The following is a 24036-nucleotide window of genomic DNA, read 5'->3' as shown; positions in this document are numbered from 1 at the left end:
ATGGAGCCCCTGAGAGTGTGGTCTTGCCCTCCACATTGCATGTCTACTTAATCAGTAGAAATTGGTATCACTTATGCGTCCTCAAGTTTTTCTTGACCGTAGCCCCGCTTTCCAGTGGCAAACAAAAACCCCGCCAGTCAGGCACTGGCGGGGTCAGCAAAGAGCGATGGTCGCGGTTCCGGGTGCCTCAGACTTTCAGGACAAAGGCATCCTTAAGCGGCCGGTCGGCCTTCACTTCACCGAATTGCCGGAAGGTATCGAGCACTAACGCCTGCCGTTCGATCACTTCGCGATCAATTGGAACAGGCACCCGCTGGTTGGTGCGCACGAACTCCTGCGCGATTGGTAGCGGCAGGCCCGTTTCCTTCGCAAGCACGTCAGCATAGGCATCCACGTTCTTGCTTGCCCATGCGATTGCCTGCCCCTCACGCTTCAGAAAATCGGAAAGCAACGCCCGTTTGTCGCGGATAGCGCCGTCATACGCCACATCGAAACCGTAGCCGGCACTATAATCGCGCCCATCGATGGCGATGCGATCACCCTCGGCCAATGCGCTGGCAACATACGGTTGCCAGGTAGACCAGCCGTCCACCGATCGTGCCTGCATGGCTGCACGCGCGTCGCTGGGGGAAAGAAACACGGTCTTTACATCGCCGGTGCCAAGCTTCCCCGCCTGCATCGCGCGAAGCAGCAGGTAATGGCCCACGCTCCCGCGCGTCGTGGCGATACGTTTGCCACGAAGCCCGCTGGGGCCTTGTATCGGTGAGCCGGCCGGTACGAGCAGGGCCAACGCTCCCGGCAGTTTCTTCTGCGTCGTCTGCGCACCCACCGCCTTGATCGGACTGCCCGCCTGGTACGCGAACTGGAATGGCGCGTCGCCGGCAAGCCCTACGTCGACTGCACCGCTTCCGATGGCTTCGAGCAGGTTCTGGGCTGCCGGAAACTCGGACCATTCGATCGAATACGGCGCTCCGTCAAGCGCACCTGACGCCAGCATCAGCGACTTCGTACCGCCCTTCTGGCTGCCCACGCGCAGCGTGTTCCCGGAACCTGCGCCCCGGCCGCAGGCGGCCAGGGCGGCGGTAGCAGCAAGACCTGCCAGCAGGCCACGTCTGTCAATCATATGTCAAAGGTCCGTCCAGAGCGGTTCATCCGCGATGAGAATGCGATGGAGTTCGCGCGGGAAGTCGCCGTAGTTACGCACCGCAAAATGCACGGTCGAACGGTTGTCCCAGAAGGCGACGGTGCCCGGCCGCCACGAGAACCGAGCCTGAAGATCAGGCCGTTTGTACTGGCGCAGCACTTCGTCCAGCAACTCGCGGCTTTCCGAAAGCTCCAGCCCCAGGATCTGCGGCTGCTGCTGGAAATTGACCCAGAGGATCTTCTGCCCGGTCTCGCGATGCGTGCGCACGATCTTGTGCGCGACGATGGGATATTCGTGGCCCGACAGTTCCAGCGACGGCACGAAGTTATGCGTGACGTACTTACCCTCAAGCCTGTCCTTCAAATCCTGCGGCAGCGTCTCATAGGCAAGGTTGGCATCCACCCAAAGCGTGTCACCGCCCACTTCCGGCAGATTGACGTCACGCAGCACCGCACCCCAGGTGGGGACGAGCCGCCAGCTGGTGTCCGTGTGATAGGCTTCACCGGGCTTCAGTTTGTAGCCCAGCTTCTTTTCGTATTCGCGGTCATGCTGGGCCGCGATGGCATGGACTTCCTTGTTCGCCGCGTCATGCCGGGTAGTGGGATGGGTGTAGAGTGGGCCGAAGTTGGCGGCGAACGCCGCCTGACTGGCGTCATCAAGCGACTGGTCGCGAAAGAACACGACTTTCCACTTGAGCACGGCCGCCCGGATCGCATCGCGCAAGTCGTCGGTCAGGGGCCTGGACAGATCGACGCCCTCGATCTCGGCGCCGATCGTCGGCTGCACGGGACGGATGACGAGACCGGCGTTGGAGACTTCGAAAGTGGATGCGGAAGTGGCCATTGTCCTTCTCCTCTTTTCTCTGATCAGGCCGCCGAACGGTCGAGCCGGGCTGCGGTGTAACGGTTGACGGGAACGTCGAGGCCGAAGCTCTCACGGAAAGTCGTGCCGGCGTAGTCCTGCTTGTAGATCCCACGCCGCTGCAGGATCGGCACGACTTCGTCTACGAAGAGCTCCAACTGGCCGGGCAACGATTCAAACAGGTTGAAACCGTCGGAGCCCCGGCCTTCGAGCCAAAGCTGGAACCGGTCGGCCAACTGCTCGGGCGTGCCGACAAAGCCGCCGCGCGGGGTGGCGAAGCGCAGCGCGATCTGACCGAGAGTAAGCCCCTCACCCGCCGCCTTCAGCACCTTCTCGGATGCGCTCTGATTGCTCTTGCGCCCTTCCTCCGCGACGTGCGCGGGAAAGGCCCCGTCAGGATCGTAAACGCTGAAGTTGTGGTCGTTGAACGAACGGCCAAGCGCGCGCAGCGCGTTTTCCAGGCTGACGAGCCCCGCCAGTTCCTCGTACCGACGCTCTGCCTCCTCTTCGGTCGAGCCGACCACCGGGCGTGCGCCGGGCAGGATGAACAGCTTCTCCGGATCGCGCCCGAAGCCACGGGCCCGCGCCTTGAGATCGGCATAGAACGCCTGACCCTCGGCAAGGTCTTCCTGATGGGTGAAGATTGCTTCGGCATGACGCGCAGCGAAAGTGCGCCCGTCTTCAGAAGAACCTGCCTGGAAGATCACCGGCTGCCCCTGCGGCGAGCGCGAGATGTTGAGCGGCCCCTTGACCGAAAGGAACTCGCCCTTGTGGTTCAGTTCGTGCAGTTTGTCGGCATCGAGGAACTGCCCGCTGGCCTTGTCACGTACGAGCGCATCGTCTTCCCAGCTATCCCACAGGCCCTTGATGACGTCGAGGTATTCGTCCGCCAGACGATAGCGTTCGGCGTGGCCCAGATGCTCCGCCTTGCCAAAGTTGGCGGCGCTGCCGGCCAGCCACGAGGTCACCACGTTCCAGCCCGCACGCCCACTGCTCAGATGATCGAGCGAAGCCAGCTGGCGGGCGAGGTTGAACGGCTCAGTGTAACTGACGGTCGCCGTCGCCACGAGGCCGATGCGTTCGGTCACCGCTGCCACCGCTGACAGGATCGTCAGTGGCTCGAACCGGTTGAGGTAATGCGGCGAGGAGCGCGCGTTGATCGATACGCTGTCGGCCACGAACAGATAGTCGAACTTGCCGCGCTCCGCCGCCTGCGCCTGGCGGACATAGAACGGCAGGCTGGTGCTGGCATCGACCTGCGCTTCGGGGTGGCGCCAGTCATCCCAGCCGGGCCCGACGCCGTGCAGGATGAAGCCGAGCTTGAGCTGTCTGTCTGCCATTTCAATTCCTCCTATTTCGAGGCTCAGGCTATGCGGCCAACCGAGGCCAGACTAACGCGAAGGACTGATACCTGCGTGAGTTCTGCGAATGGATTGACAGCGCCCGCCATGACCTACTGGCGCCCGCCTCCTGAAAGTGGTCGGAGGTGGCGCCGCGAAAGGTAAAGAGCGGGCACTGATTTACCCGGCGAGTGCAACCTTGCGCTCATCGCGCTGTGCAACTTTCGCGCGCACCAGCGGCAACAGCTCTCGACCATAGTCGATGGCATCGGCTAGCGGCTCGAAGCCACGGATCAGGAAGTGGTCGATGCCCAGGTCATAATACTCCAGCATCGCGTCCGCGACCTGCTCGGGCGTGCCGACCAGACCGGTGGAGTTACCTGCCGCGCCGGTCAATGCCGCGACACCCGTCCACAGACGCGAGTCCCGGCGCCCTGATGCCGCAGTTTCCAGAAGGCGAAGCGAACCCGCGTTGGGCGGGCGATGACCGGAAATCGGCAGCCCGGCCGCCTCACGGTTGGCGCGCACCTGCTCCACGATGGCATCGGCCTTCTTCCAGGCGGCTTCTTCCGTGTCGGCGATGACCGGGCGCAGGGAAAGCGAAAAGCCGGGATCGCGACCGTGTTGCGCAGCGGCGTGGCGCACGGTTCGGACTGCCTCGCCGACCTGCTCCAGAGTCTCGCCCCACAGCGCATAGACATCGGCGTGGCGACCGGCGACTTCAATGGCCTCGGGCGAGGAACCGCCGAAGAACACCGGCAGGTTGTCGGGCTTGATTGCACTGAAAGCGCCGCGTGCCTCGAAGAAGCGGCCCGAGTGGTCGAACGGCTTGGCCTCGGTCCATTCCCGGCGGAGCACCCCGATATATTCATCGCTGCGCAAGTACCGTTCGGCCTTCAGACTGTGAACATCACCGTCACGCGCCATCTCTTCGTCGGCGCCGCCAGTGATGATGTGGACGGCAACGCGGCCACCGGATAGCTGATCGAGCGTCGCCAGCTGTCGCGCGGCAAGGGTGGGCTGAGTGAAACCGGGGCGGTGCGCCACCAGAAAGCCCAGCTTGCTGGTGATGGCCGCTACATGGGCTGCCACGATCTGGCTTTCGGGAGAGGCCGAGCCGAACGGGATCAGTACGCGGTCGAAGCCGCCCTTCTCCTGCTCGATCGCAGCAGCGTCCACATATTCGCGATCAAGCACACGCGAACGGCTGGCATTGTGGATCTCAGAGGTGTCGTTGAAGCCGATGTAGCCGATGAATTTGACGGTCATTGCGGAGCACTCCGGTATATGGGCAATCAGATGACGAAGAAGCCGTGGGTACCGTCGCGCTCCAACTGGGCGACGAGGCCATATTCCCATTCGAGATAGGCCTCCATCGCGGCCCGAGGATTGTCGGTGCCCTCATAAGGACGCTTGTACCGACCCTCCGGCCCACGCGGCGGCGGCGCGCCGTCGGTGCCTGTTTCAAGCTGGCCGGAGAACTCGGTTTCGAGCACGAGAACTTCCCAGCCCAGTTGTGCAAGCCACGAGGCAGTCATGTCCGCGCGTGGTCCAAGGTCGTCGGAAAGGACGATGCGCGCACCGCGAACCGGGGCGAAATGGTCGGTCTCCTGCACCAGCTGGCCACCGGGTGCGTTACGAAATCCCGGAAGATGGCCGGCGGCATAGACGTCGGGCTGGCGGACATCGAAGCAGTAGAGCGTGCGGTGCGTTTCCGCCTTCAGCTCGGCCAGCTGGGCAAGATCGATGCGCCGCACCCCCGCACGGTAGGCGACCTCTCGGGCGCGGGTGCGGGCAGCGTCCACATCGCCACCGACTTCAATGCTTTCCTGACGCCCATGTTCGAGTTGTTGACCAGCCAGAGTCCAGCCAATCGTGCCATTGCGCAGCGCGAAAACGCGGTTGGGCAGCCCGGCATTGATCAGCGACTGGGCGCCGATGAGACTGCGGGTGCGGCCCGCGCAGTTGACGATGATCGTGGTGTCCGGATCGGGCGCGGCGACAGGTGCGCGCAGAACCAGTTCCGCGCCGGGCACACTGCGCCCGCCGGGAATGCTCATGGTCGCGTATTCGTCGAACCGGCGCGCGTCGAGAATGGCGATGTCCGCCTTCTCGTCAATCAGGGCCTGCACGTCTTCCGCCGGAAGCGAGGGCGTGCCGCGCCGGTGTTCCACCAGTTCGCCGAACGCCTTGGAGTAGGAATTGACATCCTCGAACAGTTCGTACCCGGCATCGCGCCAGCCCTGCAGCCCGCCTTCGAGCAGTTCGACCTGCGTGAACCCCAGCCCGCGCAGTTCCTCCACCGCAAAGGCTGCCAGCCCCTCGCCATCGTCGTAGACGACGACCTGAACGTCCTTGCGCGGCAGGCGCCATTCGGCCTCGACGGCAATCCGCCCAAGCGGCAGTTGAGCCGCGAAAAGAGGGTGTCCAGCCGCGAATGGCGCCTCGTCGCGCACGTCGAGCAGGACAATCTCACGGCGGGAAAGCAGGGCACTGCGAACGGCGTAAGGGGTAACGGTCATACTGTCCTCGAAAGATCCCAAAGGTTGGGGAGCGTGGTGTTGGCATAGCCGGAAATGAAAGGTCGCTCTTCGCCGGTATCGCGGTAAGTAGCCCGTTCCACCGCGCCGATATTGCCGCCATAAACGTGGATGGAGATGGATGTACGGTCGGCATAGGCATTCGAGACGCGATGAATGTCGCCAACGCGCGGGTCGATCGCCTCTACTTCGGTCTCGAGCAATTGCCGGGCCGGACCGTGCGGCAACAGCGCGCCGTCGTGCTCGCGGTGCTGGAAGCTCTCCACCGTCTCGGCACCGCGCAGCACGCCTACAAGACCCCAGACGCGGTGATCGTGGATCGGCGTTGTCTGCCCCGGCCCCCAGACGAACGAGACCACACTGAAACGCTGAAGGCTATCGCAGTGCAAAAGATACTGCTGGTAACGGTCAGGGTGCGGCGCGGAGTAGGCATCGGGTAGCCAGCCATCACGTTCGACAAGCCGCGCCAGCAAGGCGCCACCGCGATCAAGGATCGCGTCAAGATCGCCGGTCCCGTCGAGCAGCACCGCAAGGTCGCCGACGAAACGCCGCAGCGGCGAAAGATCGCCTGAAAACCCGGTCGATGAAGGTGCAATTTGGGAAAGCGCGTTCACGGGCGGTGTCCCGCGTGTCCTGCGTGCAAGGCGACGATTTCGCCTGCCGGTTCGACGATAACTCCGCCCAGGGCATCAAGCAGACGCTTGCGCAACGGCGCGGCAATCGTCGTTCGTTCCGGGCCGCGCGGGGCGGTTATCCTCTCCTGAGCGACAATCTTCCCCCCGTCCAGCAGAACGACACGGTCCGCGAGTGCGATCGCTTCATCAACATCATGCGTCACCATCAGCACCGCAGGGCGATGGCGGCGCCATAGCGAGAGGACCAGTTCGTGCATTCGCAGACGCGTGAGCGCGTCGAGTGCAGCGAAGGGCTCGTCAAGTAGAAGCAGCTGTGGTTCGCGCACCAGTGCGCGGGCCAGCGCGACGCGCTGCGCCTCTCCGCCTGAGAGGGTAAGCGGCCAGGCCTCTATGCGATGGCCAAGGCCGACTTCCTGCAGCGCCTGCTCCGCCGCGCCCCGTGGGTCGCCGGTTTTGAGTCCAAGCGCGACGTTGCGCCAGACCTTCTTCCAGGGCAGCAGGCGCGCATCCTGAAACACGACTGCGCGGGATCTCGGGATCACGACGTCCTGCCCCGCGACGGGATCCAGACCGGCGAGCGTGCGCAGCAACGTGGTCTTTCCAGAGCCGGAACGGCCCAGCAGGATCACGAACTCGCCCGCACCGATTTCCAGGTCGAGCCCGGCGATGATCGTGTTGTCGCCGAAACTGCGGGTGAAGTCGCGCAGGCTGACAACCGCGGGAACGGTCTTCTCAGGCGAGGCGGGAGAGGTGAACTCGGTCAGACGAGCGTCCACGGCAGAATCCTTTCCGTGAGGGTGCAGAGTTACTGAGCGACGATAGCGGGGCGCCAGGCGAGCGCGCGATTTTCGATCGCACGCACAAGTCCATCGGCAGCGAGGCCAAGCACGGCATAGACCATCAGACACACCAGGATGATGTCGGTGCGCATGAAATCGCGAGCGTTGTTGATGAGATAGCCGAGCCCAGCTGTTGCGTTGATCTGTTCGGCCACGACCAGAACCAGCACGGCAACTGACAGGGAATAGCGAAGCCCGACCAGAAGCTGCGGCAAAGCGCCCGGCAGGATGACGTGCCAGATCTGCGCGGCGCGGCTGAGGCCAAGACTGCGCGCCCCTTCAAGCAGTCGAAGGTCGGTGCCGCGGATACCGCCATACAGGTTGAGGTAGACCGGGAAGATCGAGGCGAAAGCGATCAGCGCCACCTTAGGCGTCTCGCCGATGCCGAACCACACGATGAACAGCGGCGTCAGCGCCAGCGTCGGTATCGTGCGCTTGATCTGCATGATGGGGTCAACGGCGACCTCACCCTGACGGGACAGGCCTGCCACGAGCCCAAGCACGACACCCACAGTGATGCCGATCGTCAATCCGAAGAGAATGCGCAGGAAGGATACGAAAAGATTGTCTGCCAGTTCGCCAGACAGGACCATCGCCCAGAGCGTGGCGATCACCTGCGAGGGGGCGGCAAGCGTACGTTCGGGAATCAGCCCGGACCGCGATCCGAACTCAAGTACCGCCAACAGCAGAAGAGGCGAAAGCCAGCGGGCACCACCGAGTTTTCGGGCGATCAGGGCAAATCGGGACATAGGCCATCCTGGTTTGCCGCCGGTATTGGCGACGTGACCAAGATGACATCGATATGTCTACCGATTCAATGGAGAAAGTTTGGGTCGCCTATAAGCTACGCTAATACAAGCCCGGCGAAACGCTCATTCTCAGGGCCATGCGTGGCGCAAATGCGGCAAATCGCAGCCTTGCACAGCCCCTGTTTGTCCATCAACAGAAATACTTTGAATGCTGATCTCTCTGCTATTTTGATTGATGATTCCGAGCGGTGCATAGACGCGGGAACCTCCTGCCTCTCGTGCCAAAGGCGTGCCGATGCCCGTGAATCTTCCAACAAACCTCCTGCGCAGCTTCGTGGCAATCGTCGAGACCGGATCGATGCTTCATGCTTCGGAGCAAGTCTTCGTAAGTCAATCGGCGCTGAGCCTCCAGATAAAGAGACTCGAAGAGTTGCTCCAGCAATCGCTGTTCCGCCGCGACGGGCGAAGGTTGACACTGACCCCGCACGGCGAGCTGATGCTGGACTATTCCCGCAAGGTGCTTGCCTTGCATGACGAAGCGGTTGCCGCAGTCACCGCAGGACAGTTCACGGGACCAGCGCGGATCGGCATGGTGCAGGACTTTGCCGAACTCCTGCTTACCGGCCTTCTTGCGCAGTTCGCAGAGTTGCACCCTGAGGCAGAACTTTATTCGCGCATCGCTGGTACTGCCGAACTGCTCGAACTGCTGGATCGTCGCCAGCTCGATATCGTCCTTGGCTTCGGCGCACCGAGCGACTCCAACGCGATCACTGTCGCGCCGATGTCCTGGTTCGGCAAGGAAGAACTGGCTGGCCTGCCCACCATTCCCCTTGCCGTGCTGGAGACGCCCTGTCGCTTTCGGGAAGCCGCGATGCGCGCGCTGGAAGATGCCGGCCTGCCTTATCGAATCACTGTCGAGACGCCCAACCTCACGACATTGCGCGCAGCCGTTGACGCCGGGCTTGGCATCACTTGCCGAACCGGCCTGTTCCTGCGCGATGAACCTTTGGCGGATGTCAGGCTACCCGCGCTGCCGCAGATAGCGTGCGTCCTGCACACCGCTCCCGGGCTGGATGGACCGGCCGGTCAGCTTGCAAGCCTAGCGCGCGACGTGGTGGAAGCGCTTCCCGCCTAAGCCGTTGGCTGGCTTATTCGATAATCTCAAGCAATCACGAGGGCTTCTCGTTGGAAGGAGCCGCACTGCTTTTCTAGGCTGCAGGTCATCGCCAGCAAAACGAGGCCATCATCATGACTGCAAGCCTGAAAGACCGCTTCGCCTCTCTGCAGGCAGAACGCGAACGCACCTGGAGTCCAGAACAGCTCGAACGTAACGCCGCCCAGCGTCGCCTGCTCGCCGAACGCCACGATGCAACAGCGCTGCCTGCGATAGGTAACAAGATCGCGCCTTTCACGCTTGTCGATCAGGATGGGCGCGATCTTACGCTCGAGCAGATTTTGAACGATGGTCCGGCCGTGCTGGTGTTCTTTCGCTTCGGAGGGTGCCCGGCCTGCAACATCGCTTTGCCTTACTACCAGGAAACCCTCCTGCCAGAACTGACCCGTCGCGGCGTACGACTGGTGGCCGTAAGCGCGCAGTTGCCGGTCGATCGTGGATTGATTTCCCGCCATGGCCTGACGTTCACCGTCGCTGGCGATCCGGGATACGCCCTTGCCCGAAAGCTGGGCATCACCTTTTTTCCTGAAGACCAGCCGACGGTCACGCCTGGTGCCGACTGGATAGGCGCGACTTTGGGCACCGACAGCTACGAGATCGACAAACCTGCTGTTCTGGTTCTTGACCAGGACGCACGAGTTCTCTTCATCGATGTCAGCCCGGACTGGCTGGTTCGCACCGAAAGCGCGCCAATCCTCGCCGCGCTGGCTGACCAACCTGCCCTTAACGGCGCGCACTGATTAACTCATCGCATCTCGCCATGAGTTTGGCGTCAGTCGGCGAGATGCGGCCGGCGGCCATCCGAGGGTAGCCGTGAGCTTCTAACGCCTTAAGGCAAGCGTATCGATGAGCGCTTCGACGATGTGTCTGAACTCGACAGGCTTCTGCAAACGGGTGATCCCTTCAAACCGGTCAGGGATCACCTCCTGGTCGTAGCCCGCGATGAACAGGAAGGGCACATCGTCGCGCATGAAGTCGCCGGCCAGGTCGAAAGATCTACCACCTCTCAAATTGATGTCGAGTATGGCACAGGTCGGCTCCGTGGCGGCCATCTCGACACGAGCTGCCGCTTCAGTCGGGCAAGGACCTATGACCTCCGCACCTGCTCCTCGGAGGGCCCGTGCGGAGTCCGACGCAAGATAATAGTCATCCTCCACGATGAGGATGCGTTGGCCGGTCAGATCAGCTTGCCTGGTCATGTCGATGGCTCCACCAAATACGGTCGTTGGTTGCGGCGCCCCGGTTTCAAGGATGCTGGCGCCTTCCTGCAAGGGAAATTCGAGGTGACACTGCGCGCCACCTTCCTCGATCCGTACCTTGCCCCGACCTTTCAGTTCATAGGGAATCCTGGCCTCAATCAGCTCGCTGCCGAAACCTGCGCGCCGGGGCCTGGCAGATGGCAGTGGCGCAGGTGCGCCGCTCTCGTTCCAATCGAAGCTGAGCCACTGGTGGCCATGCCGGACCACGATTTCCCAGCGGACGAGCACCTTCCCATCCGGAACCGAGAGCGCGCCATATTTCAGCGCGTTGGTGGCAAGCTCATGCACCGCCAGCGTCATCGTTTCGGCCGCCTTGGGAGCCAGTTCCACGTCGGGACCATGTGCTTCGAACTGATCCCTATGTGCCGCAAGGGCTCGTAGTTCGTCGTTGACGATGGTCTCCATCCCCACGCCGACATTGGCGGCTCGTGTAAGAAGAGCCTGAACCCGCGCGAAGGTGTTCAGCCGCCCGGCGATCAGCTGCGCGTATTCTTCGACGCTGCCCGCGCCATCGGCTGTCCGCGCGGCGATCGACCGCAGGATCGCCATGATGTTTCGCACGCGGTGCTGAAGTTCGGCAAGCAGCACACCTTGATGCTCGACCGCCAGTTTCGCATCGGTGATATCCTCGGCGATGCCGCCGATGCGGGTGACATGGCCGTTTCCAGCTAGGGGAAAGTCAGTATTGCGTATCCAGCGGAAGGCGCCGTCGGAAGGACGTTGAATGCGGAATTCGTGCACGACCGCGTCACCATGCCGAGCCTGCTCGATATGTTCGAGAGCAGCGCTGCGATCCTCGGGCACTATCGTGGCTGCCCATTTCTTCACATCACCAAGGAAGGTATCGGGCTCGACGCCATAGATTCTGGCGACGGCCGGGCTGACATATTCCATTTTGAGCGTGTCAGCATGGCGGATCCAGAGGGCAGCCGACGATGCCTGAGCAAACTGCCGGAACCGTTCCTCACTGTCCCTGATCGCATCCTCAGCCAGCTTGCGATCGGTGATATCCTCCATCACGCCGATCATGCGACAAGGTGCGCCGCGGTCGTCATAGAAGAAGCTTCCCCGTGCCGAGCACCAGCGGATTTCGCCATCGGGATGCAGCGAGCGGAAATCATGGACATAGGTCTCTCTGTGATCACGCGCTCGATGGATCAGCGCGATCGTTTCGGCGCGGTCCTCCGGATGTACGCGTGCGGACCAGGCTTCGAAGCTGGGAGTCACCTCGCCGGGAGAGTAGCCCTGGGTGAGAAAATGGCGATCGTTCCATTTCACTTCATCCGACCGCAAATCCCAGTCCCAGCTCGCCAGCGCGCCGATTTCAATTGCCAGGCTCAGCCGCTCCGCACTTTCGCCCAGCGCGTCCTGCGCCCGTTTGGCCAAGTCGATGTCACTGATCACGGATACAATGCCGGTCACGTTGCCGTCGCTGTTGCGCGTAGGGGCTGTGGCCACGTTAGTCCAGATTGCACGTCCGTCGTCGCCGGTGAACAGCATCTCCTGACCGGGCACGACAGTCTCGCCTCGCAATGCCCGGGCGCTTGGCCAATCGTTGGGCTCTATTGACCTGCCCTGCTCATCCCAGGCTTGCCACCGCGCGACATTCTGCGCGTCGCGCAACGGCATGATGCCGTTGGGCAGAAAGCGACGATACTCGGCGTTCGACAGAAGGGCGCGGCCCGACATGTCGATTACGGCAACCCCCACAGGGACGCTTTGAAAGGCGGCTGCCAGGCGCGCTTCGCTTTCCCGCAGGGCCTCGGTCGATTGCTTATGCTCTGTCACGTCGGTGTGCGCACCCACCAGCCGCACTGCCTTGCCGCTTGCATTGCGCTCGATATCGGCGCGCGCGTGGATCCAGCGTACCGCTCCGTCCGATGGGCGGACGATGCGATACTCGCTGTCGTAGCTGGAGGCAGCTCCTTCCATTGCTGCGAAAAGGGCCCCCTCGGCATCGTCGCGATCTTCGGGGTGCAGCCTCGCCAGCCAATCTGCGTGGCTTTCTTCACGGCTGTCCTGAGGCAATCCATGAAGGCGTAGATACTCGGGTGAGCGAATGCTGCGCAGGCCATGAGCGACATCGATATCAAGTCCGCCCACTTCACCGATCCGTTGCACTCGTGTGAGATCGGCCTCGCGCTCACGCAGCGTTGCCTCGGCCCGGGCCCGTTCGACTGCCGCCCAGGTGCGCTCGGCTGTTTCGGTGACGAGGGCGACCTCCGCTTTGGTCCAAAGGCGCGGCCGATCCTGTCCGACACAGAACACTGCGCGCAGATCGCCCTGCTTGCGGATCACGGCCTGAATCCAGGCGATGACTTTGCGCTCGATCAGGATTTCGCGCTCACCCTGAGGCAGCGCAACCTCGGCTACATCGGCCACAATCCACTCGTCGTGTTCCTCCATATAATCGAGCACTGTCGAGAGTTGCTCGTGGCGGTAGCGTCCAACCACGCTCGATGCGCCGTTGGCGGCATAGCTGCGCTCTATGGTCGCTTCACGCCTGGCCGCATCGTATGCGACGTAGTAAGCGAGCGACACGCCCAGATGTTCTCCCAACAGGGCCGATGCAACGGCCTGCACTTCGACCGGATCTTCCAGCGGGCGCAAAGCGTCGCTCAGCTTGAGCAGGAACGCCTGTCTCTCCCCATTCTCGCGCAACGCCGCTTCGGCTCGCTTGCGGTCCGTCACGTCTTCGTAGAGCCCAAGGTAGCGGTCGCCCTCAGCGGGGTAGAAGTGCGTCTGGAACCAGCGCCCGATTGCGCCAATCTCGTACTCGACCCGCTCGGGGATTTTCAGGCGCGCCACGCGATCGGCCACTTCGAGCCACTCGGGCTCCACCCCCCCGTACACCTCGCGAACCGTGCGTCCTTGCGCCTGCACCACGGGTATGCCCGACAAGCGCTCGAAGGCGGGGTTCAATTCCAGATAGCGCAGATCCATTGCCCGGCCGTTCTCGTCACGGATCACCTGCCCCAGAACATAGCCCTGGCCCATATTCTCAAAGAGCGTCCGGTACTTCTCCTCGCTGGCCTGTAGCTCGGCGACCTGCATTGCAACGCGCTGCTCGAGTTGGTCCTTGCCCGCTTGTGCTTCGTTCAGCGCCTGCACAGTCCGGAAGCCTGCCGCGGCGAAGCGGGCAAGGCTCTTGAGCAGTCGGGCGTCCTCCGCGTCGAACTTTCGTGTCGGGTTATGCGCGTTCACCCAGAGCGTGCCGACTGGCCGGCCGTCTATATGGAACGGCAACAAGAGCCCTTCGTGGATAAGGGGATGGACCTGCGCTTCCGCAAAGAATCTCTCCGGGCTTTCGATCAGCAGCAGTTCATCGCGCCGGACCGCCAATCCACAAGGGCTGGCGTCGAAGGGGATGGTGCTGCCGCGCAGATGGCCCCAGACACCGGCAAGCGCTACCCATCGGAACTGCCGGATTTGCGCCATCTCTTCGATGCTGATGCCAGCAGAATCGCCAATACCCAGGTCGACAATCGTCTCAGCCAGCTTCTGAAGCAGGTTCTCCGGATGCTCCGCCAGCTCTTTTGCCAATGCTTCGAGAACGCGATTTTCCGTCGCGTGGTCCGGCGCACGGCCAACCCTTTCGCGCAATCGGTCGGTAACGATCATATCGTCTGCGCTGAGGTAGTTCTCTCCCAATGGACGTAGGCTCCTGTTGCCTGAGGGATGGAATGCTTCCCGGAGGCAAATCGTTGCCCTGTTCGACTCGCTTGCGAACGCCCTCATCGGAGCTTACACCTGCGGCATCTGCCTCGCACATAATTAATGAATTCTCGCCTGCCGTGCCGAGAATATGGTGACGAGCGCGATGGCGCTCATCATTACATTGCGCGGAACAATGAAGTGCACAGGCGTGTCGTTATCGTCGGTTTAGTATCGAGACACAATGGCGCTGCGGATCGGGAATGGACCCGACCATCAAGCAGGATCTCGCCATGAAACTTCATCATCACCCTCTGTCGGGCCACTCGCACCGCGCCGTGCTGCTCGCCTCGCTGCTCGACGTTCCCCATGAGCTGGTCGAAGTCGACCTCAAGGCCGGCGCGCACAAGCAGCCTGCGTTTCTCGCTCTCAATCCGTTCGGTCAGGTCCCCGTGCTGGAAGATGACGGCACGGTCATTGCGGACTCGAACGCCATCCTCGTCTACCTCGCCAAGAAGGCCGGCCGCACGGACTGGCTTCCCGAAGATCCGCGCGGGGCCGCTGCCGTTCAGCGCTGGCTTTCGGTTGCTGCGGGCGAGGTTGCCTATGGCCCGGCGGCAGCCCGGCTCATCACGGTGTTCGGCGCCAGGTTCAACGCAGACGAAGTGATCGCTCGCGCTCATACCCTGCTCGGCCGTCTGGAAGCTAGTCTGGAAGAGGCTGACTGGCTGGTCGGCTCGCAGCCCACGATCGCCGACGTCGCCATCTACAGCTATGTCGCACGTGCGCCGGAGGGCAATGTCGATCTTTCGGGCTACCCGAACGTGAACGCCTTCCTGCGCCGGGTCGAAGCGCTGCCGGGCTTCGTGCCCTTCGCCAAGACTCCAGTCGGCCTGACGGCGTAATCGCCGCCGACAGCGGGCGCTCCGCCATGGCGCGCCCGCCAGCCCCCAGCAGAGGCACGAAAACGATGACGTCAAACTTTACAAAGCTCCCTGTCTGGCATGAGGGCGAGCGCTTCATCCAGGAGAAGGTCGGCGTCGCAGAGCGCATGGCGTCGGTCGGTCAGCGAGTCATCCGTGACTACATGCCCGATCAGCACCGCGAGTTTTACGCGAAGCTCCCGTTCATCGTGCTCGGCAGCGTCGATGAGGCGGGCGCACCCTGGGCGACGTTTCTGGAGGGAGGCTCCGGGTTCATCAGCTCGCCTGATGCAACCACGCTCAGGATCGGCGCCACTGCGGACCCGACCGATCCCGCCGCTTCCGGGATCGCACCGGGCAAGCCGATCGGGCTGCTCGGCATCGAGATGCACACGCGCCGGCGAAACCGCATGAACGGTGTCGTGGGCGAGGCCACAAACGGTTTCCGGATCGACGTCGATCAGAGTTTCGGCAATTGCCCGCGCTACATTCAGCTTCGCGATTTCAGCTACGCCCGCGATCCCGGCACGCCCTATCTCGGCGACGTAGAGGCGCTGACCGCGCTTGATGCTCGCGCCCGGGCCATGATCGGGGGCGCAGACAGCTTCTTCGTCGCCTCCTACGCCGAACGCGACGACCGTCGGCAGGTCGATGTCTCGCATCGCGGCGGCAAGGCCGGGTTCGTCCGCATCGCCGACGATGGCACGCTCACCATTCCCGATTTCGACGGCAACCTGTTCTTCAACACGCTCGGCAACATCCTGCTCAATGGCAAAGCCGGATTGCTGTTCGTTGATTACGCGAGCGGCGACGTGCTCCAGATGACGGGCACAGCCGAAGTGATCTTCGACAGTCCCGAGATCGCTGCATTTCAGGGCACGGAGCGGCTCTGGACGTTCAACGCGGAGACGATCGTGCGCCGATGCGGCGCGCTCGCCCTGCGCTGGGCCATGCAAGCGGAGCCCTGGTCGCCCAGTTCGCTGATGACCGGGGATTGGGACGAAGCCGCCAATCGCCTCCGCGCGGCCGAGCTGTCGAGCCGGTGGCGTTCGCTGAAGGTGACGAAGGTCGTGGACGAGAGCAGTTCGATCCGATCCTTTCACCTGCAGCCCGATGACGGCGCAGGCCTGCTGCCTCATGAAGCGGGACAGCATCTTCCGATCCGCGTGACGCTACCCGGTGACGACAAGCCGGTCATCCGGACCTACACACTGTCCGCCGCCCCCTCCGACGGGTTCTATCGCCTCAGCATCAAGCGCGAAGGTGCCGTCTCACGCTATCTGCATGATAGCATCGCCGTCGGCGACGTGATCGAGGCGCGCGCGCCCGCCGGCAACTTCACAATCGACGCGCGTGCCACGCGCCCTGCGGTATTGCTCGCGGGCGGGGTCGGCATCACGCCGATGCTCGCGATGCTGCGCCACGTCGTCTACGAGGGCGTCCGCAAACAGCGGGTCCGCCCGACATACCTTTTCCATGCTGCCCGGACCAGGGCGGAACGCCCGTTCGGCTCCGAGTTGGCAACGCTGGCTGAAAACTCCTTCGATGCCGTGAAGGTCGTCCGGGTGCTCAGCGACATCACGAATGCCGCTGAAGGCATTGATTACGAAGCCGCCGGCCGGATCGACATGGCCTTGCTAACCCGCTTCCTGCCATTCAACGATTATGATTTCTATCTGTGCGGCCCCGCGGCCTTCACCCAGAGCCTCTATGACGGCCTGCGCGCGCTGAACATCGCCGACGCCCGCATTCACGCCGAAGCGTTCGGCCCGTCTTCCCTGGTTCGTACACCCGATATTGGGGCGTCCGCGCAGGCGCCGATGCGGCCTGTCTCGACGAAGCCGGTGGCCGTCGCTTTCATGGGATCTGCCAAGGAGGCGCGCTGGACGCCGAAGTCGGGCACGCTTCTGGATCTTGCCGAGGCACGGGGCTTGTCGCCTGAATTCAGTTGCCGTGAAGGCACATGCGGAACCTGCAAGACCAGGCTCTTGCGCGGGGCCGTCACCCACATCCGCCAGCCGGGCGTGAGCCTCGCCGATGATGAGGTGCTGATCTGCAGCGCGGTACCCGCCGAGCAGCAGTCGGCCGAAGAAGATCGCATCCAACTGGAGCTGTGAGCGGGCAAGCGCCGTGAACCGGGCTGGCGTGTATTACCCCGCTCCTGTCACGATCCTGTAAGTCAGATGCCTGCGATCGAGAACGAGAGGACGAGAGGATGGGCAAAGCTACATGATCGGGGTGTTCGCTGCGGCATTTACATCATCAAGTGGAACAATCCCTTCCGGCTTTTCGACATTCATACCCGCCCGGCAATGCCCCATCTTCCACTTATCGAAGGCATCCCGCCTTCCAGGAGTTGAATAGCATGTCCCTGATCCCGACCCCCGCCACGATCGACGATGCACCCGAGGCATCGCGTCCCATCCTCGAAACCGTCCAGAAGCAGCTCGGCGCCGTGCCGAACATCTTCCGGCTGGTTGCGACCAGCCCGGTTGCGCTCAACGCGCTCGCCGGTTTTCAGGGAGCGCTCGGCAAGGGCAAGCTGTCCGTCGCAACGCGCGAGCGTCTCGCGCTGACGATGGCAGAAGCCAATGGCTGCGATTATTGCCTGTCGGCTCACACCTTCACCGGTTCGCGCTTCGCCAAGCTCGATGACGCCGAGATCGCCGCCGCACGTGCGGGCACGTCGAGCGACCCCAAGGCCGCCGCCGCCGTGGTGTTCGCCCAGGCACTGACCGCAGCGCGCGGTTCGGTTGCACCGTCCGAGGTCGAGAAGGTCCGCGCCGCCGGTTACAGCGACGCCGAAATCCTCGAGATCATTGCGCACGTCGCGCTCAACACCTTCACGAACTACGTCAACGAGGCGCTTGGTACGGAGATCGACTTCCCCCGGGTCGATCGCCTAGCAGCCTGACGTAGCGGCGGGCGGCCACTGCCCCCCCCCGGCCGCCCGCCCCCCTGTTCCAATAGCATGCCAGAGAGGATTTCCCCATGAGCCGCCCCCCTTTACCCCCGTTCACGCACGAAAGTGCCATAAAGAAGGTGCGTTTGGCCGAGGATGGCTGGAACAGCCGCGATCCGGCGAAAGTGGCTCTTGCCTATACCCTCGACACGCGCTGGCGTAACCGCGTCGAGTTCGCCACCAACCGCGAGGAAGCGCAGGCGTTTCTCACTCGCAAGTGGAACAAGGAGCTGGACTACCGCCTCATCAAGGAGCTGTGGGCCTTTACCGGCAACCGGATCGCCGTCCGCTATGCCTATGAATATCGCGACGACGGTGGTCAGTGGTTCCGCGCCTTTGGCAACGAAAACTGGGAGTTCGCAGAGGACGGCCTGATGGCGCACCGCCACGCCAGCATCAACGAGCATCTGATCCGCGAGGAAGATCGCAAGTTTCGCTGGCCGCTTGGCCGACGTCCCGACGACCACCCCGGTCTCAGCGATTTCGGCTTCTAGTCCGCGCAGGTGCGTCTAACGTCGTCCCCGCCCGAGGATTCCACAATGCAAATCTCCAAACTCGACCCGCGAACGCGCCTGTTGATCGAGATTGCTCTAGCGGGCGAGCGCGGCGCGCCCGCGCTGATCCGCCAGCAGGCCGATGCCGCCACAGAGATCGGCCTGTGCGGGGCAGAGATCGACGCCGCGCGTGCCGGGCGGAGCTTCGACGTGCGCGGCGCCCGAGCCCTTGAATTGGCTCTTGCCGTCAAGCGCAGCGACTATCGCGAAGTCCGGGCGCGCGCAATACAGGCCGGCTTCGATGAAGAGGCTTACCGGGAGATCGAAGGCATCGCGGTTGCCCATGCGTCCGCTGGGGAGGCGAACGGTCATGGCTAGTATTGCGCCCACACTCTCCGCCCGACCGACGCCGACCTCCGTACTGCGGTCCATTGCAACCATCCTTGCAGGATTTCTCGACAGGCTGAGGTTGAACGGTCAGGATTGCGATTACTACGGTCACATGCTGCGGGAGGGACTGGCCGATGACGCGGCAACCTTGATGCAGATGATCTGAAATACGGTGCGAGAAGAGGTCGCGGATGGATCGATGGCAAGCAATGCGGATTTTCGCGAAAGTGGCAGAAACGGAAAGCTTCGCGGAAACGGCGCGTCTCATGCACATGAGCGCGCCAGCCGTGACCCGCGCCGTGGCATCGCTCGAGGATCTGATCGGCGCGCGCCTGTTCGTCCGCACCACTCGGTCGGTGAAGATGACCGAGGCCGGCACCCGCTACTTCGACGATTGCCGGCGCATTCTCGCCGATATTGCCGAGGCCGAGGCCGCCGCAGCAGGCTCTTATGCGACGCCTGCGGGGACGCTTGCCGTCACTGCATCGGCGATGTTCGGCCAGATGTATGTGCTTCCGGTCATGACCGAATATCTCGACACCTACCCCACCATGAGCGGCAGGACGTTTTTCGTCGATCGCCCCGTCAACATCGTCGAGGAAGGCGTCGATGTCGCAGTCCGCATCGGGCACCTGCCGGATTCCGGCTTCACCGCGATCAAAGTCGGTTCGGTGCGCCGGGTCATATGCGGCTCGCCCGCCTATTTCGAGAAGCATGGTGTGCCCTGCACGCCGGCGGACCTGAAAGGCCATCGTGTCGCTGCCTCTACGAGCGCCTGGGCTTCTCCCGAATGGCGCTTCGCAGGTGACCAGCGGGTGACGATCGACGCAACCCTTCAATGCAATACCAACGAAGCCGCGATCGCCACGGCGAAGAAAGGCTGGGGGCTGACGCGGGTCGTTCATTACCAGATCGGCCCGGCGCTGATCGCCGGCGATCTCCAGATCGTTCTGGCAGATCATGAGGAGCCGCCGCTCCCCATCCATGTCCTCTACCCCGAAGGTCGTCACGCGCCCGCCAAAGTTCGCGCGTTCGTCGACCTGGCCGTCTCCCGGCTGCGCGAAAACCGGCTGCTGAACTAGCGGCAACGACGCGCCGCCTGGAGCAGCCCCGAAAGCATCGCCCTTGAGGGATCAGACTATCGACATCTTCTGCGTGCCGCCTGCTTCCAGGAGCGCGCCCAAGAGCCGGAGAGCACGTCCCAACTGGTCGCGCTCAAGCGTGCCGCCCAACGAAACCCGTACAGCTGCTGCAGGGTCTTCGGATACCGCCGCGAAGGCGGAACTGCCGATCACGGAGAGACCGTGAGGTTGCAGGGCGTCCGCAACCTGCCTCTCGTCTTCCTTCGTCTCGAGAGGCACCCACAGATGGTAGCCGTGCTGCTGAGACCAGAAGGCAGAAGGCGGTAGGATCCTGGCAACAAGCTGCTGCCGCCAGTGGGCTTCACGTCGCACTTCATCGACAAGCCGCGGGAACAGCGCATTGTTCACCCATTGGCTTACAATCGCCGCGTTGAGCGGGGGAGCCATGACGGCGGTTTCGTGAAGGTCGGCTGCCAGGCGCCAAGCCTGAGCTACTCCCGGCGCACGCAACCAGGCCACCCGCAGCCCCGGCGAAAGAATTTTCGATACGCTTGCGATGTGCCAGGTACGCTCTGCTGCCATGGACGCGATCGGTGGCAGCGGATCGTCCGGCAGGAAGCCGTAAGCGTCGTCCTCGATGATGAGCAGACCATGCCTTTCCGCGACCTGCGCGATCGCCTGCCGCTTGGCGAGGCTCGTCGTCACCGTTGTGGGATTATCGTTGGTCGGCACCAGATAGAGGCCGCGGACCGGTTGGTGCTTGCACAAATCGTCGAGCGCCTCAGGATCAATCCCGTCTCGCTCAAGCGGCAGCACGCGCAAAGCAACGCCAAACCGGCGCGCCAGTGCAAGAAGGCCCGGGTAGACGAATGGCGGCACGGCCAGGACATCGCCTGGCCGGAGTTCTGCGCTGAAGATCGCATGCAGCGCATGCTGCCCCCCAGCGGTGACGACTATGCTGTCATCCAAGCAGTCCATGCCCCGCCCGGAGAGAAGACGCGCGCCCGCCTCCCGCGCTGCCGGCATCCCACCGCGCGGCTGATATTGAAGAGCGAGCGCGTCGCTGGCGCCGAGCAGTTGGTCTGTTGATCGCCGGAATTCAGCCGAAAGAAGCCCCCCGGCAAGCTCCGGCGGCGCATTCATCCCGGAATCGACGCGTTGCGGTCTGATTTCCGAAGTGCGCCGCTCCCGCACGAAGCTGCCACGGCGCCCATCACTTTCGATAAGACCAAGGCGCTGCGCTTCCCCATAAGCCCGGGTGATGGTCGTAAGATCTACGCCGAGCGCGTCAGCCAGCGTCCGCTGCGGCGGTAATCTCATTCCAGGGACCAGTTTACTCGCCTCCACATCTCGCAGCAGCGCCTCCGCGATGGCGAGATATTTGGGGCTTTGACTGCCCGAGATGTCCGGTATCCAGCTTTGCATGGATCTTTCCGTACAGACGAAGTTACTCTGCGTCCATACAGAGTGGAAATGGACTGTTTAGCCTGCAGTATAAACGAGGATGTCTTCGCCCGAGAGCGCTGCCCGCGCTATCTTGCCCTGGTCGTGGAAAGCAAGCGCAGAGTAGCATTCGCCATCGCCCCAAAAATCTTCGTCGGCATAGGCGGCAAGGGCACGTTCGAACCGCTCGATCATGGGGGCAAGATCGCGCAACGCACGAGATGCGATCGCTAGCTCGGGAAGATCGTCCAGATCCCCGGCAAGGATCATACGCGCCAGATCGTCCCGGCCCGCATCTTGGAAATGCGCCGCAGCGACCTGACGCGCTTTGACGAGAGTGGGATTACTCATCAGTCGCCGAATGCGTTGCCAGACGCCTGATTGTGAAGCCGGGCCCAGAGCTTCTCCGTCCCGGCTTCCTGCGCGCGGTTGACGTATTGCGAGGCGACAAGCCAGCCCTTGATCGGACGTAGCGGCAACAGGCACCCTGCCATCATGAGCGGAACCGAGGTGAACAGGTGCACCCACATCGGCGGCTCTACTGCCACCTGGAACCAGACCACCAGAAAAGTCAGCGGAAAGGCAACGATGCACAGGGAAAAAAAGGCTGGCCCGTCATCCGGACTGGCGAACCGATAATCGAGGCCGCATTCACCACATTCAGGGGCGATCTTCAGCCAGGAAGCGAACATCCGCCCTTTGCCGCAGCGCGGGCAGCAGCCTTTCCAGCCGCTCCGCAGGATCCACGCAAGTTTACCGTCATCTTTGATCTCGGCCATCGTATGCCACCCGAGTCGCTTCTGATGACCCATACATAAGAGAAAGTGTATGGAATGTAAATATCCATGTATGGATACGAAATCGGATGAGGTGCCCGAAGCTCCGGGGGACGAGGTAGGGGCCAGTGACAACGATATTACGGGTGCCCGCCCGAGAACCTCTCTGCAAGCAGGTCGGTCAGCACACGAACCTTGCGCGGCACATGCTGGCTTGGAGGCCGCACGATGAAAATGCCGACGTCCGGCAACGTGAATCCCGTCATGATGGGAACGAGCTTCCCTGCCTCGACATAGGGTCCAGCAATCATCTCCCCCATGGCAAGGACACCGAGGCCCGCAGCCGCTGCTTCGGCGAGGACATAGGCGTTGTCTGCCTTGAACCTGCCCTGCGGATGCACGGTGAAGCTTTGATCGCCATCGCTGAATACCCAAGTGCCGGTGCCGGCAGTGACCGCTGAATGCTTCAGGATATCGCTGGGGTACTGCGGCGCGCCATCCTCCGCGATGTAGGCGGGGCTGGCATAGAGCCGCATTGGAAGCGATCCAATCTTGCGTGCGATGAGATTGGAATCCGGCATGTAGCCGACCCGAATGGCGCAGTCGAAACCTTCGGCCGCAAGATCGACATATTGATCGGAAAAGCGGGTGTGGACATTCAAGGCCGGGTGCCTGCGGGCAAAATCTGCCAGCGCTGTGGCGAAGAACGCGCCGACCGATGCCGGTCCCGCAATCCGCAACAACCCACGGAGGTCGCCGTTGGGGGACATTTCCTCCCGTGCCGCGTCGATCTTTGCGCAGATGTCGGCTGCCTGGTCTCGGAACGACAGGCCCGCTTCAGTGAGCACGGCGCCGCGTGTCGTGCGGGCCAAAAGCTCTGCGCCCAACTCCTGTTCGAGCCGCAGCAAGCGGCGGCTGACGATCGACTTCGCCAGCCCAAGCCGACGCGCTGCGGAGTTGATCCCACCCGCATCCGCGACCTCGACGAACATCCTGAGATCCTCGATTTCCACGCCCTTCTCCCGTCGGCGGCAACGACGTCCCTGCCGTCGCTGGGTGTTCCTTCAATCGCGACACCGGGTAGCATCTTCGGTGTCTAGTGGCGAGCCAGGGGTTGCCGCATCTCCAGGCCGAGCGGATGACCAATCATCCTGCTGCAAACAGGAGATGTCTCATGAATGACGTTCGTTATGCCCCTTTCGCTGGTCGGGTTCTGATCGGTCTTCCGTTCATTCTCTTCGGTCTCGGCAAGGCTACAACTTTTGGCGCGACGGTCGCCATGATCGGCGCGGTCGGCCTGCCGGTTCCTCCTCTTGCCGCGATCGGCGCGATTGCACTCGAGATCGTCGGTGGTGCGCTGCTGGTCGTTGGCTACAAGGTTCGCCCCGCCGCCGCCCTGCTCGCCATCTTTTCGATCGTCACGGCCTTCTACTTCCACAGCAATCTTGCCGATCAGAATACCTTCGTCCACTTCTTCAAGAACGTGATGATGACAGGCGGGCTGCTGCAGATCGTCAGCTTCGGCGCCGGCGCCTTCAGCCTGGACGCGTATCTGAGTAGCCGCCACGCCTACCCGAACGGGCTCGCCAACGCCTAACTCCCCACTCGCAAGTCGGCGCTTCAAGCCGGGCACGCGGTTCCGTGTGCCCGGCTTTGTTACGTCTTCTGGAGCATTCGCCGCGCCAAGTGTTCCTCAAAGTGCGACCCCGCAGAACGATCTGGCTGTCTAGTGGCGACTCTTTCGGTGCGCCAGATTGCCTTCAGCAAGAAC

The 24036-nt window shown here is 62.8% G+C and carries 23 protein-coding genes; 10 read left to right on the top strand and 13 right to left on the bottom strand.

All coding sequences use genetic code 11. The features are described from left to right. Positions 1-187 precede the first annotated feature (187 nt). The 8 genes from GGR40_RS10530 to GGR40_RS10495 form a co-directional block, all read right to left on the bottom strand. Positions 188-1030: an ABC transporter substrate-binding protein gene (locus GGR40_RS10530; RefSeq protein ID WP_429276194.1), complete on the bottom strand. Its 843-nt coding sequence runs from the start codon at positions 1028-1030 to the stop codon at positions 188-190. 96 nt (positions 1031-1126) lie between these two features. Next, complete coding sequence (locus tag GGR40_RS10525; protein ID WP_429276193.1) at positions 1127-1987, bottom strand: TauD/TfdA dioxygenase family protein; 861 nt, start codon at positions 1985-1987, stop codon at positions 1127-1129. Between the two features lie 23 nt (positions 1988-2010). Continuing rightward, the gene (locus GGR40_RS10520) at positions 2011-3345 is read right to left on the bottom strand and encodes an LLM class flavin-dependent oxidoreductase (RefSeq protein ID WP_429276192.1); all 1335 of its coding nucleotides are present in this window, start codon (positions 3343-3345) and stop codon (positions 2011-2013) included. A gap of 180 nt (positions 3346-3525) precedes the next feature. Further along, on the bottom strand, positions 3526-4614 hold the full coding sequence (locus tag GGR40_RS10515) for an LLM class flavin-dependent oxidoreductase (RefSeq protein WP_429276191.1): 1089 nt from the start codon (positions 4612-4614) through the stop codon (positions 3526-3528). Positions 4615-4640: 26 nt separating this feature from the next. Then, complete coding sequence (locus GGR40_RS10510; protein WP_429276190.1) at positions 4641-5867, bottom strand: rhodanese-like domain-containing protein; 1227 nt, start codon at positions 5865-5867, stop codon at positions 4641-4643. Continuing rightward, positions 5864-6499 (bottom strand): cysteine dioxygenase family protein, encoded by a 636-nt coding sequence (locus GGR40_RS10505; protein ID WP_429276189.1) that lies wholly within the window; start codon positions 6497-6499, stop codon positions 5864-5866. Before GGR40_RS10505 ends, GGR40_RS10510 begins: the two co-directional genes overlap by 4 nt. After that, positions 6496-7296 (bottom strand): ABC transporter ATP-binding protein, encoded by an 801-nt coding sequence (locus GGR40_RS10500; protein ID WP_429276188.1) that lies wholly within the window; start codon positions 7294-7296, stop codon positions 6496-6498. The genes GGR40_RS10505 and GGR40_RS10500 overlap by 4 nt, the downstream gene beginning before the upstream one ends. 29 nt (positions 7297-7325) lie before the next feature. Further along, on the bottom strand, positions 7326-8108 hold the full coding sequence (locus GGR40_RS10495) for an ABC transporter permease (protein WP_429276187.1): 783 nt from the start codon (positions 8106-8108) through the stop codon (positions 7326-7328). A 295-nt stretch (positions 8109-8403) separates the two neighbouring features. Here GGR40_RS10495 and GGR40_RS10490 point away from each other — a divergent pair, with 295 nt between their 5' ends. Together GGR40_RS10490 and GGR40_RS10485 are read left to right on the top strand one after the other, a co-directional pair. Further along, positions 8404-9243: a LysR substrate-binding domain-containing protein gene (locus tag GGR40_RS10490; RefSeq protein ID WP_429276186.1), complete on the top strand. Its 840-nt coding sequence runs from the start codon at positions 8404-8406 to the stop codon at positions 9241-9243. Positions 9244-9356: 113 nt separating this feature from the next. After that, complete coding sequence (locus GGR40_RS10485; RefSeq protein ID WP_429276185.1) at positions 9357-10022, top strand: peroxiredoxin-like family protein; 666 nt, start codon at positions 9357-9359, stop codon at positions 10020-10022. An 81-nt stretch (positions 10023-10103) separates the two neighbouring features. On the opposite strand, the gene GGR40_RS10480 is transcribed toward GGR40_RS10485, so the two are convergent. Further along, positions 10104-14192, bottom strand: a complete 4089-nt coding sequence (locus GGR40_RS10480) for a PAS domain-containing protein (protein WP_429276184.1) — start codon at positions 14190-14192, stop codon at positions 10104-10106. A gap of 266 nt (positions 14193-14458) precedes the next feature. Here GGR40_RS10480 and GGR40_RS10475 point away from each other — a divergent pair, with 266 nt between their 5' ends. The 7 genes from GGR40_RS10475 to GGR40_RS10445 all read left to right on the top strand — a co-directional run bounded on the left by GGR40_RS10475 (position 14459) and on the right by GGR40_RS10445 (position 20046). Further along, positions 14459-15100 (top strand): glutathione S-transferase family protein, encoded by a 642-nt coding sequence (locus GGR40_RS10475; RefSeq protein WP_429276183.1) that lies wholly within the window; start codon positions 14459-14461, stop codon positions 15098-15100. A gap of 65 nt (positions 15101-15165) precedes the next feature. Beyond that, on the top strand, positions 15166-17235 hold the full coding sequence (locus tag GGR40_RS10470; protein WP_429276182.1) for an FAD-binding oxidoreductase: 2070 nt from the start codon (positions 15166-15168) through the stop codon (positions 17233-17235). A 248-nt stretch (positions 17236-17483) separates the two neighbouring features. Continuing rightward, positions 17484-18032 (top strand): carboxymuconolactone decarboxylase family protein, encoded by a 549-nt coding sequence (locus GGR40_RS10465; protein ID WP_429276181.1) that lies wholly within the window; start codon positions 17484-17486, stop codon positions 18030-18032. A gap of 77 nt (positions 18033-18109) precedes the next feature. After that, positions 18110-18574 (top strand): nuclear transport factor 2 family protein, encoded by a 465-nt coding sequence (locus tag GGR40_RS10460; protein ID WP_429276180.1) that lies wholly within the window; start codon positions 18110-18112, stop codon positions 18572-18574. Between the two features lie 45 nt (positions 18575-18619). After that, positions 18620-18952: a hypothetical protein gene (locus tag GGR40_RS10455; RefSeq protein WP_429276179.1), complete on the top strand. Its 333-nt coding sequence runs from the start codon at positions 18620-18622 to the stop codon at positions 18950-18952. Next, entirely contained in the window at positions 18945-19130 is a 186-nt protein-coding gene (locus GGR40_RS10450; protein ID WP_429276178.1) for a hypothetical protein, read from the top strand. The genes GGR40_RS10455 and GGR40_RS10450 overlap by 8 nt, the downstream gene beginning before the upstream one ends. 25 nt (positions 19131-19155) lie before the next feature. Then, positions 19156-20046 carry a LysR family transcriptional regulator gene (locus GGR40_RS10445; protein ID WP_429276177.1) on the top strand — a complete coding sequence of 297 codons (891 nt, stop codon included), beginning with the start codon at positions 19156-19158 and terminating at the stop codon, positions 20044-20046. A 51-nt stretch (positions 20047-20097) separates the two neighbouring features. Here the strand turns inward: GGR40_RS10445 and GGR40_RS10440 are convergent, their stop codons facing one another. From GGR40_RS10440 to GGR40_RS10425, 4 genes are all read right to left on the bottom strand, one after another. Next, a complete protein-coding gene (locus GGR40_RS10440) occupies positions 20098-21471 on the bottom strand; it encodes an aminotransferase-like domain-containing protein (protein ID WP_429276176.1) in 1374 nt (457 codons plus the stop codon). 57 nt (positions 21472-21528) lie between these two features. Then, entirely contained in the window at positions 21529-21840 is a 312-nt protein-coding gene (locus GGR40_RS10435; protein ID WP_429276175.1) for a hypothetical protein, read from the bottom strand. Then, positions 21840-22268: a DUF983 domain-containing protein gene (locus GGR40_RS10430; protein WP_429276174.1), complete on the bottom strand. Its 429-nt coding sequence runs from the start codon at positions 22266-22268 to the stop codon at positions 21840-21842. The genes GGR40_RS10435 and GGR40_RS10430 overlap by 1 nt, the downstream gene beginning before the upstream one ends. A 137-nt stretch (positions 22269-22405) precedes the next feature. Further along, positions 22406-23278: a LysR family transcriptional regulator gene (locus GGR40_RS10425; protein WP_429276173.1), complete on the bottom strand. Its 873-nt coding sequence runs from the start codon at positions 23276-23278 to the stop codon at positions 22406-22408. 161 nt (positions 23279-23439) lie between these two features. Here GGR40_RS10425 and GGR40_RS10420 point away from each other — a divergent pair, with 161 nt between their 5' ends. Further along, entirely contained in the window at positions 23440-23862 is a 423-nt protein-coding gene (locus GGR40_RS10420) for a DoxX family protein (protein WP_429276172.1), read from the top strand. The last annotated feature ends 174 nt before the right edge of the window (positions 23863-24036 follow it).

The sequence above is a fragment of the Novosphingobium gossypii genome, assembly GCF_050433305.1.
Taxonomy (GTDB): domain Bacteria; phylum Pseudomonadota; class Alphaproteobacteria; order Sphingomonadales; family Sphingomonadaceae; genus Novosphingobium; species Novosphingobium gossypii.
The sequence above is the reverse complement of the archived record's forward strand: the minus strand, read 5'-3'. Positions and strand labels throughout refer to the sequence as shown.

Coding starts and splice junctions, on each gene's coding strand:
- GGR40_RS10525 (WP_429276193.1), bottom strand. CDS start 1,987: ATGGCCACTTCCGCATCCACTTTCGAAGTCTCCAACGCCGGTCTCGTC.
- GGR40_RS10520 (WP_429276192.1), bottom strand. CDS start 3,345: ATGGCAGACAGACAGCTCAAGCTCGGCTTCATCCTGCACGGCGTCGGG.
- GGR40_RS10515 (WP_429276191.1), bottom strand. CDS start 4,614: ATGACCGTCAAATTCATCGGCTACATCGGCTTCAACGACACCTCTGAG.
- GGR40_RS10510 (WP_429276190.1), bottom strand. CDS start 5,867: ATGACCGTTACCCCTTACGCCGTTCGCAGTGCCCTGCTTTCCCGCCGT.
- GGR40_RS10495 (WP_429276187.1), bottom strand. CDS start 8,108: ATGTCCCGATTTGCCCTGATCGCCCGAAAACTCGGTGGTGCCCGCTGG.
- GGR40_RS10490 (WP_429276186.1), top strand. CDS start 8,404: ATGCCCGTGAATCTTCCAACAAACCTCCTGCGCAGCTTCGTGGCAATC.
- GGR40_RS10485 (WP_429276185.1), top strand. CDS start 9,357: ATGACTGCAAGCCTGAAAGACCGCTTCGCCTCTCTGCAGGCAGAACGC.
- GGR40_RS10475 (WP_429276183.1), top strand. CDS start 14,459: ATGGACCCGACCATCAAGCAGGATCTCGCCATGAAACTTCATCATCAC.
- GGR40_RS10470 (WP_429276182.1), top strand. CDS start 15,166: ATGACGTCAAACTTTACAAAGCTCCCTGTCTGGCATGAGGGCGAGCGC.
- GGR40_RS10465 (WP_429276181.1), top strand. CDS start 17,484: ATGTCCCTGATCCCGACCCCCGCCACGATCGACGATGCACCCGAGGCA.
- GGR40_RS10460 (WP_429276180.1), top strand. CDS start 18,110: ATGAGCCGCCCCCCTTTACCCCCGTTCACGCACGAAAGTGCCATAAAG.
- GGR40_RS10455 (WP_429276179.1), top strand. CDS start 18,620: ATGCAAATCTCCAAACTCGACCCGCGAACGCGCCTGTTGATCGAGATT.
- GGR40_RS10450 (WP_429276178.1), top strand. CDS start 18,945: ATGGCTAGTATTGCGCCCACACTCTCCGCCCGACCGACGCCGACCTCC.
- GGR40_RS10445 (WP_429276177.1), top strand. CDS start 19,156: ATGGATCGATGGCAAGCAATGCGGATTTTCGCGAAAGTGGCAGAAACG.
- GGR40_RS10440 (WP_429276176.1), bottom strand. CDS start 21,471: ATGCAAAGCTGGATACCGGACATCTCGGGCAGTCAAAGCCCCAAATAT.
- GGR40_RS10435 (WP_429276175.1), bottom strand. CDS start 21,840: ATGAGTAATCCCACTCTCGTCAAAGCGCGTCAGGTCGCTGCGGCGCAT.
- GGR40_RS10430 (WP_429276174.1), bottom strand. CDS start 22,268: ATGGCCGAGATCAAAGATGACGGTAAACTTGCGTGGATCCTGCGGAGC.
- GGR40_RS10420 (WP_429276172.1), top strand. CDS start 23,440: ATGAATGACGTTCGTTATGCCCCTTTCGCTGGTCGGGTTCTGATCGGT.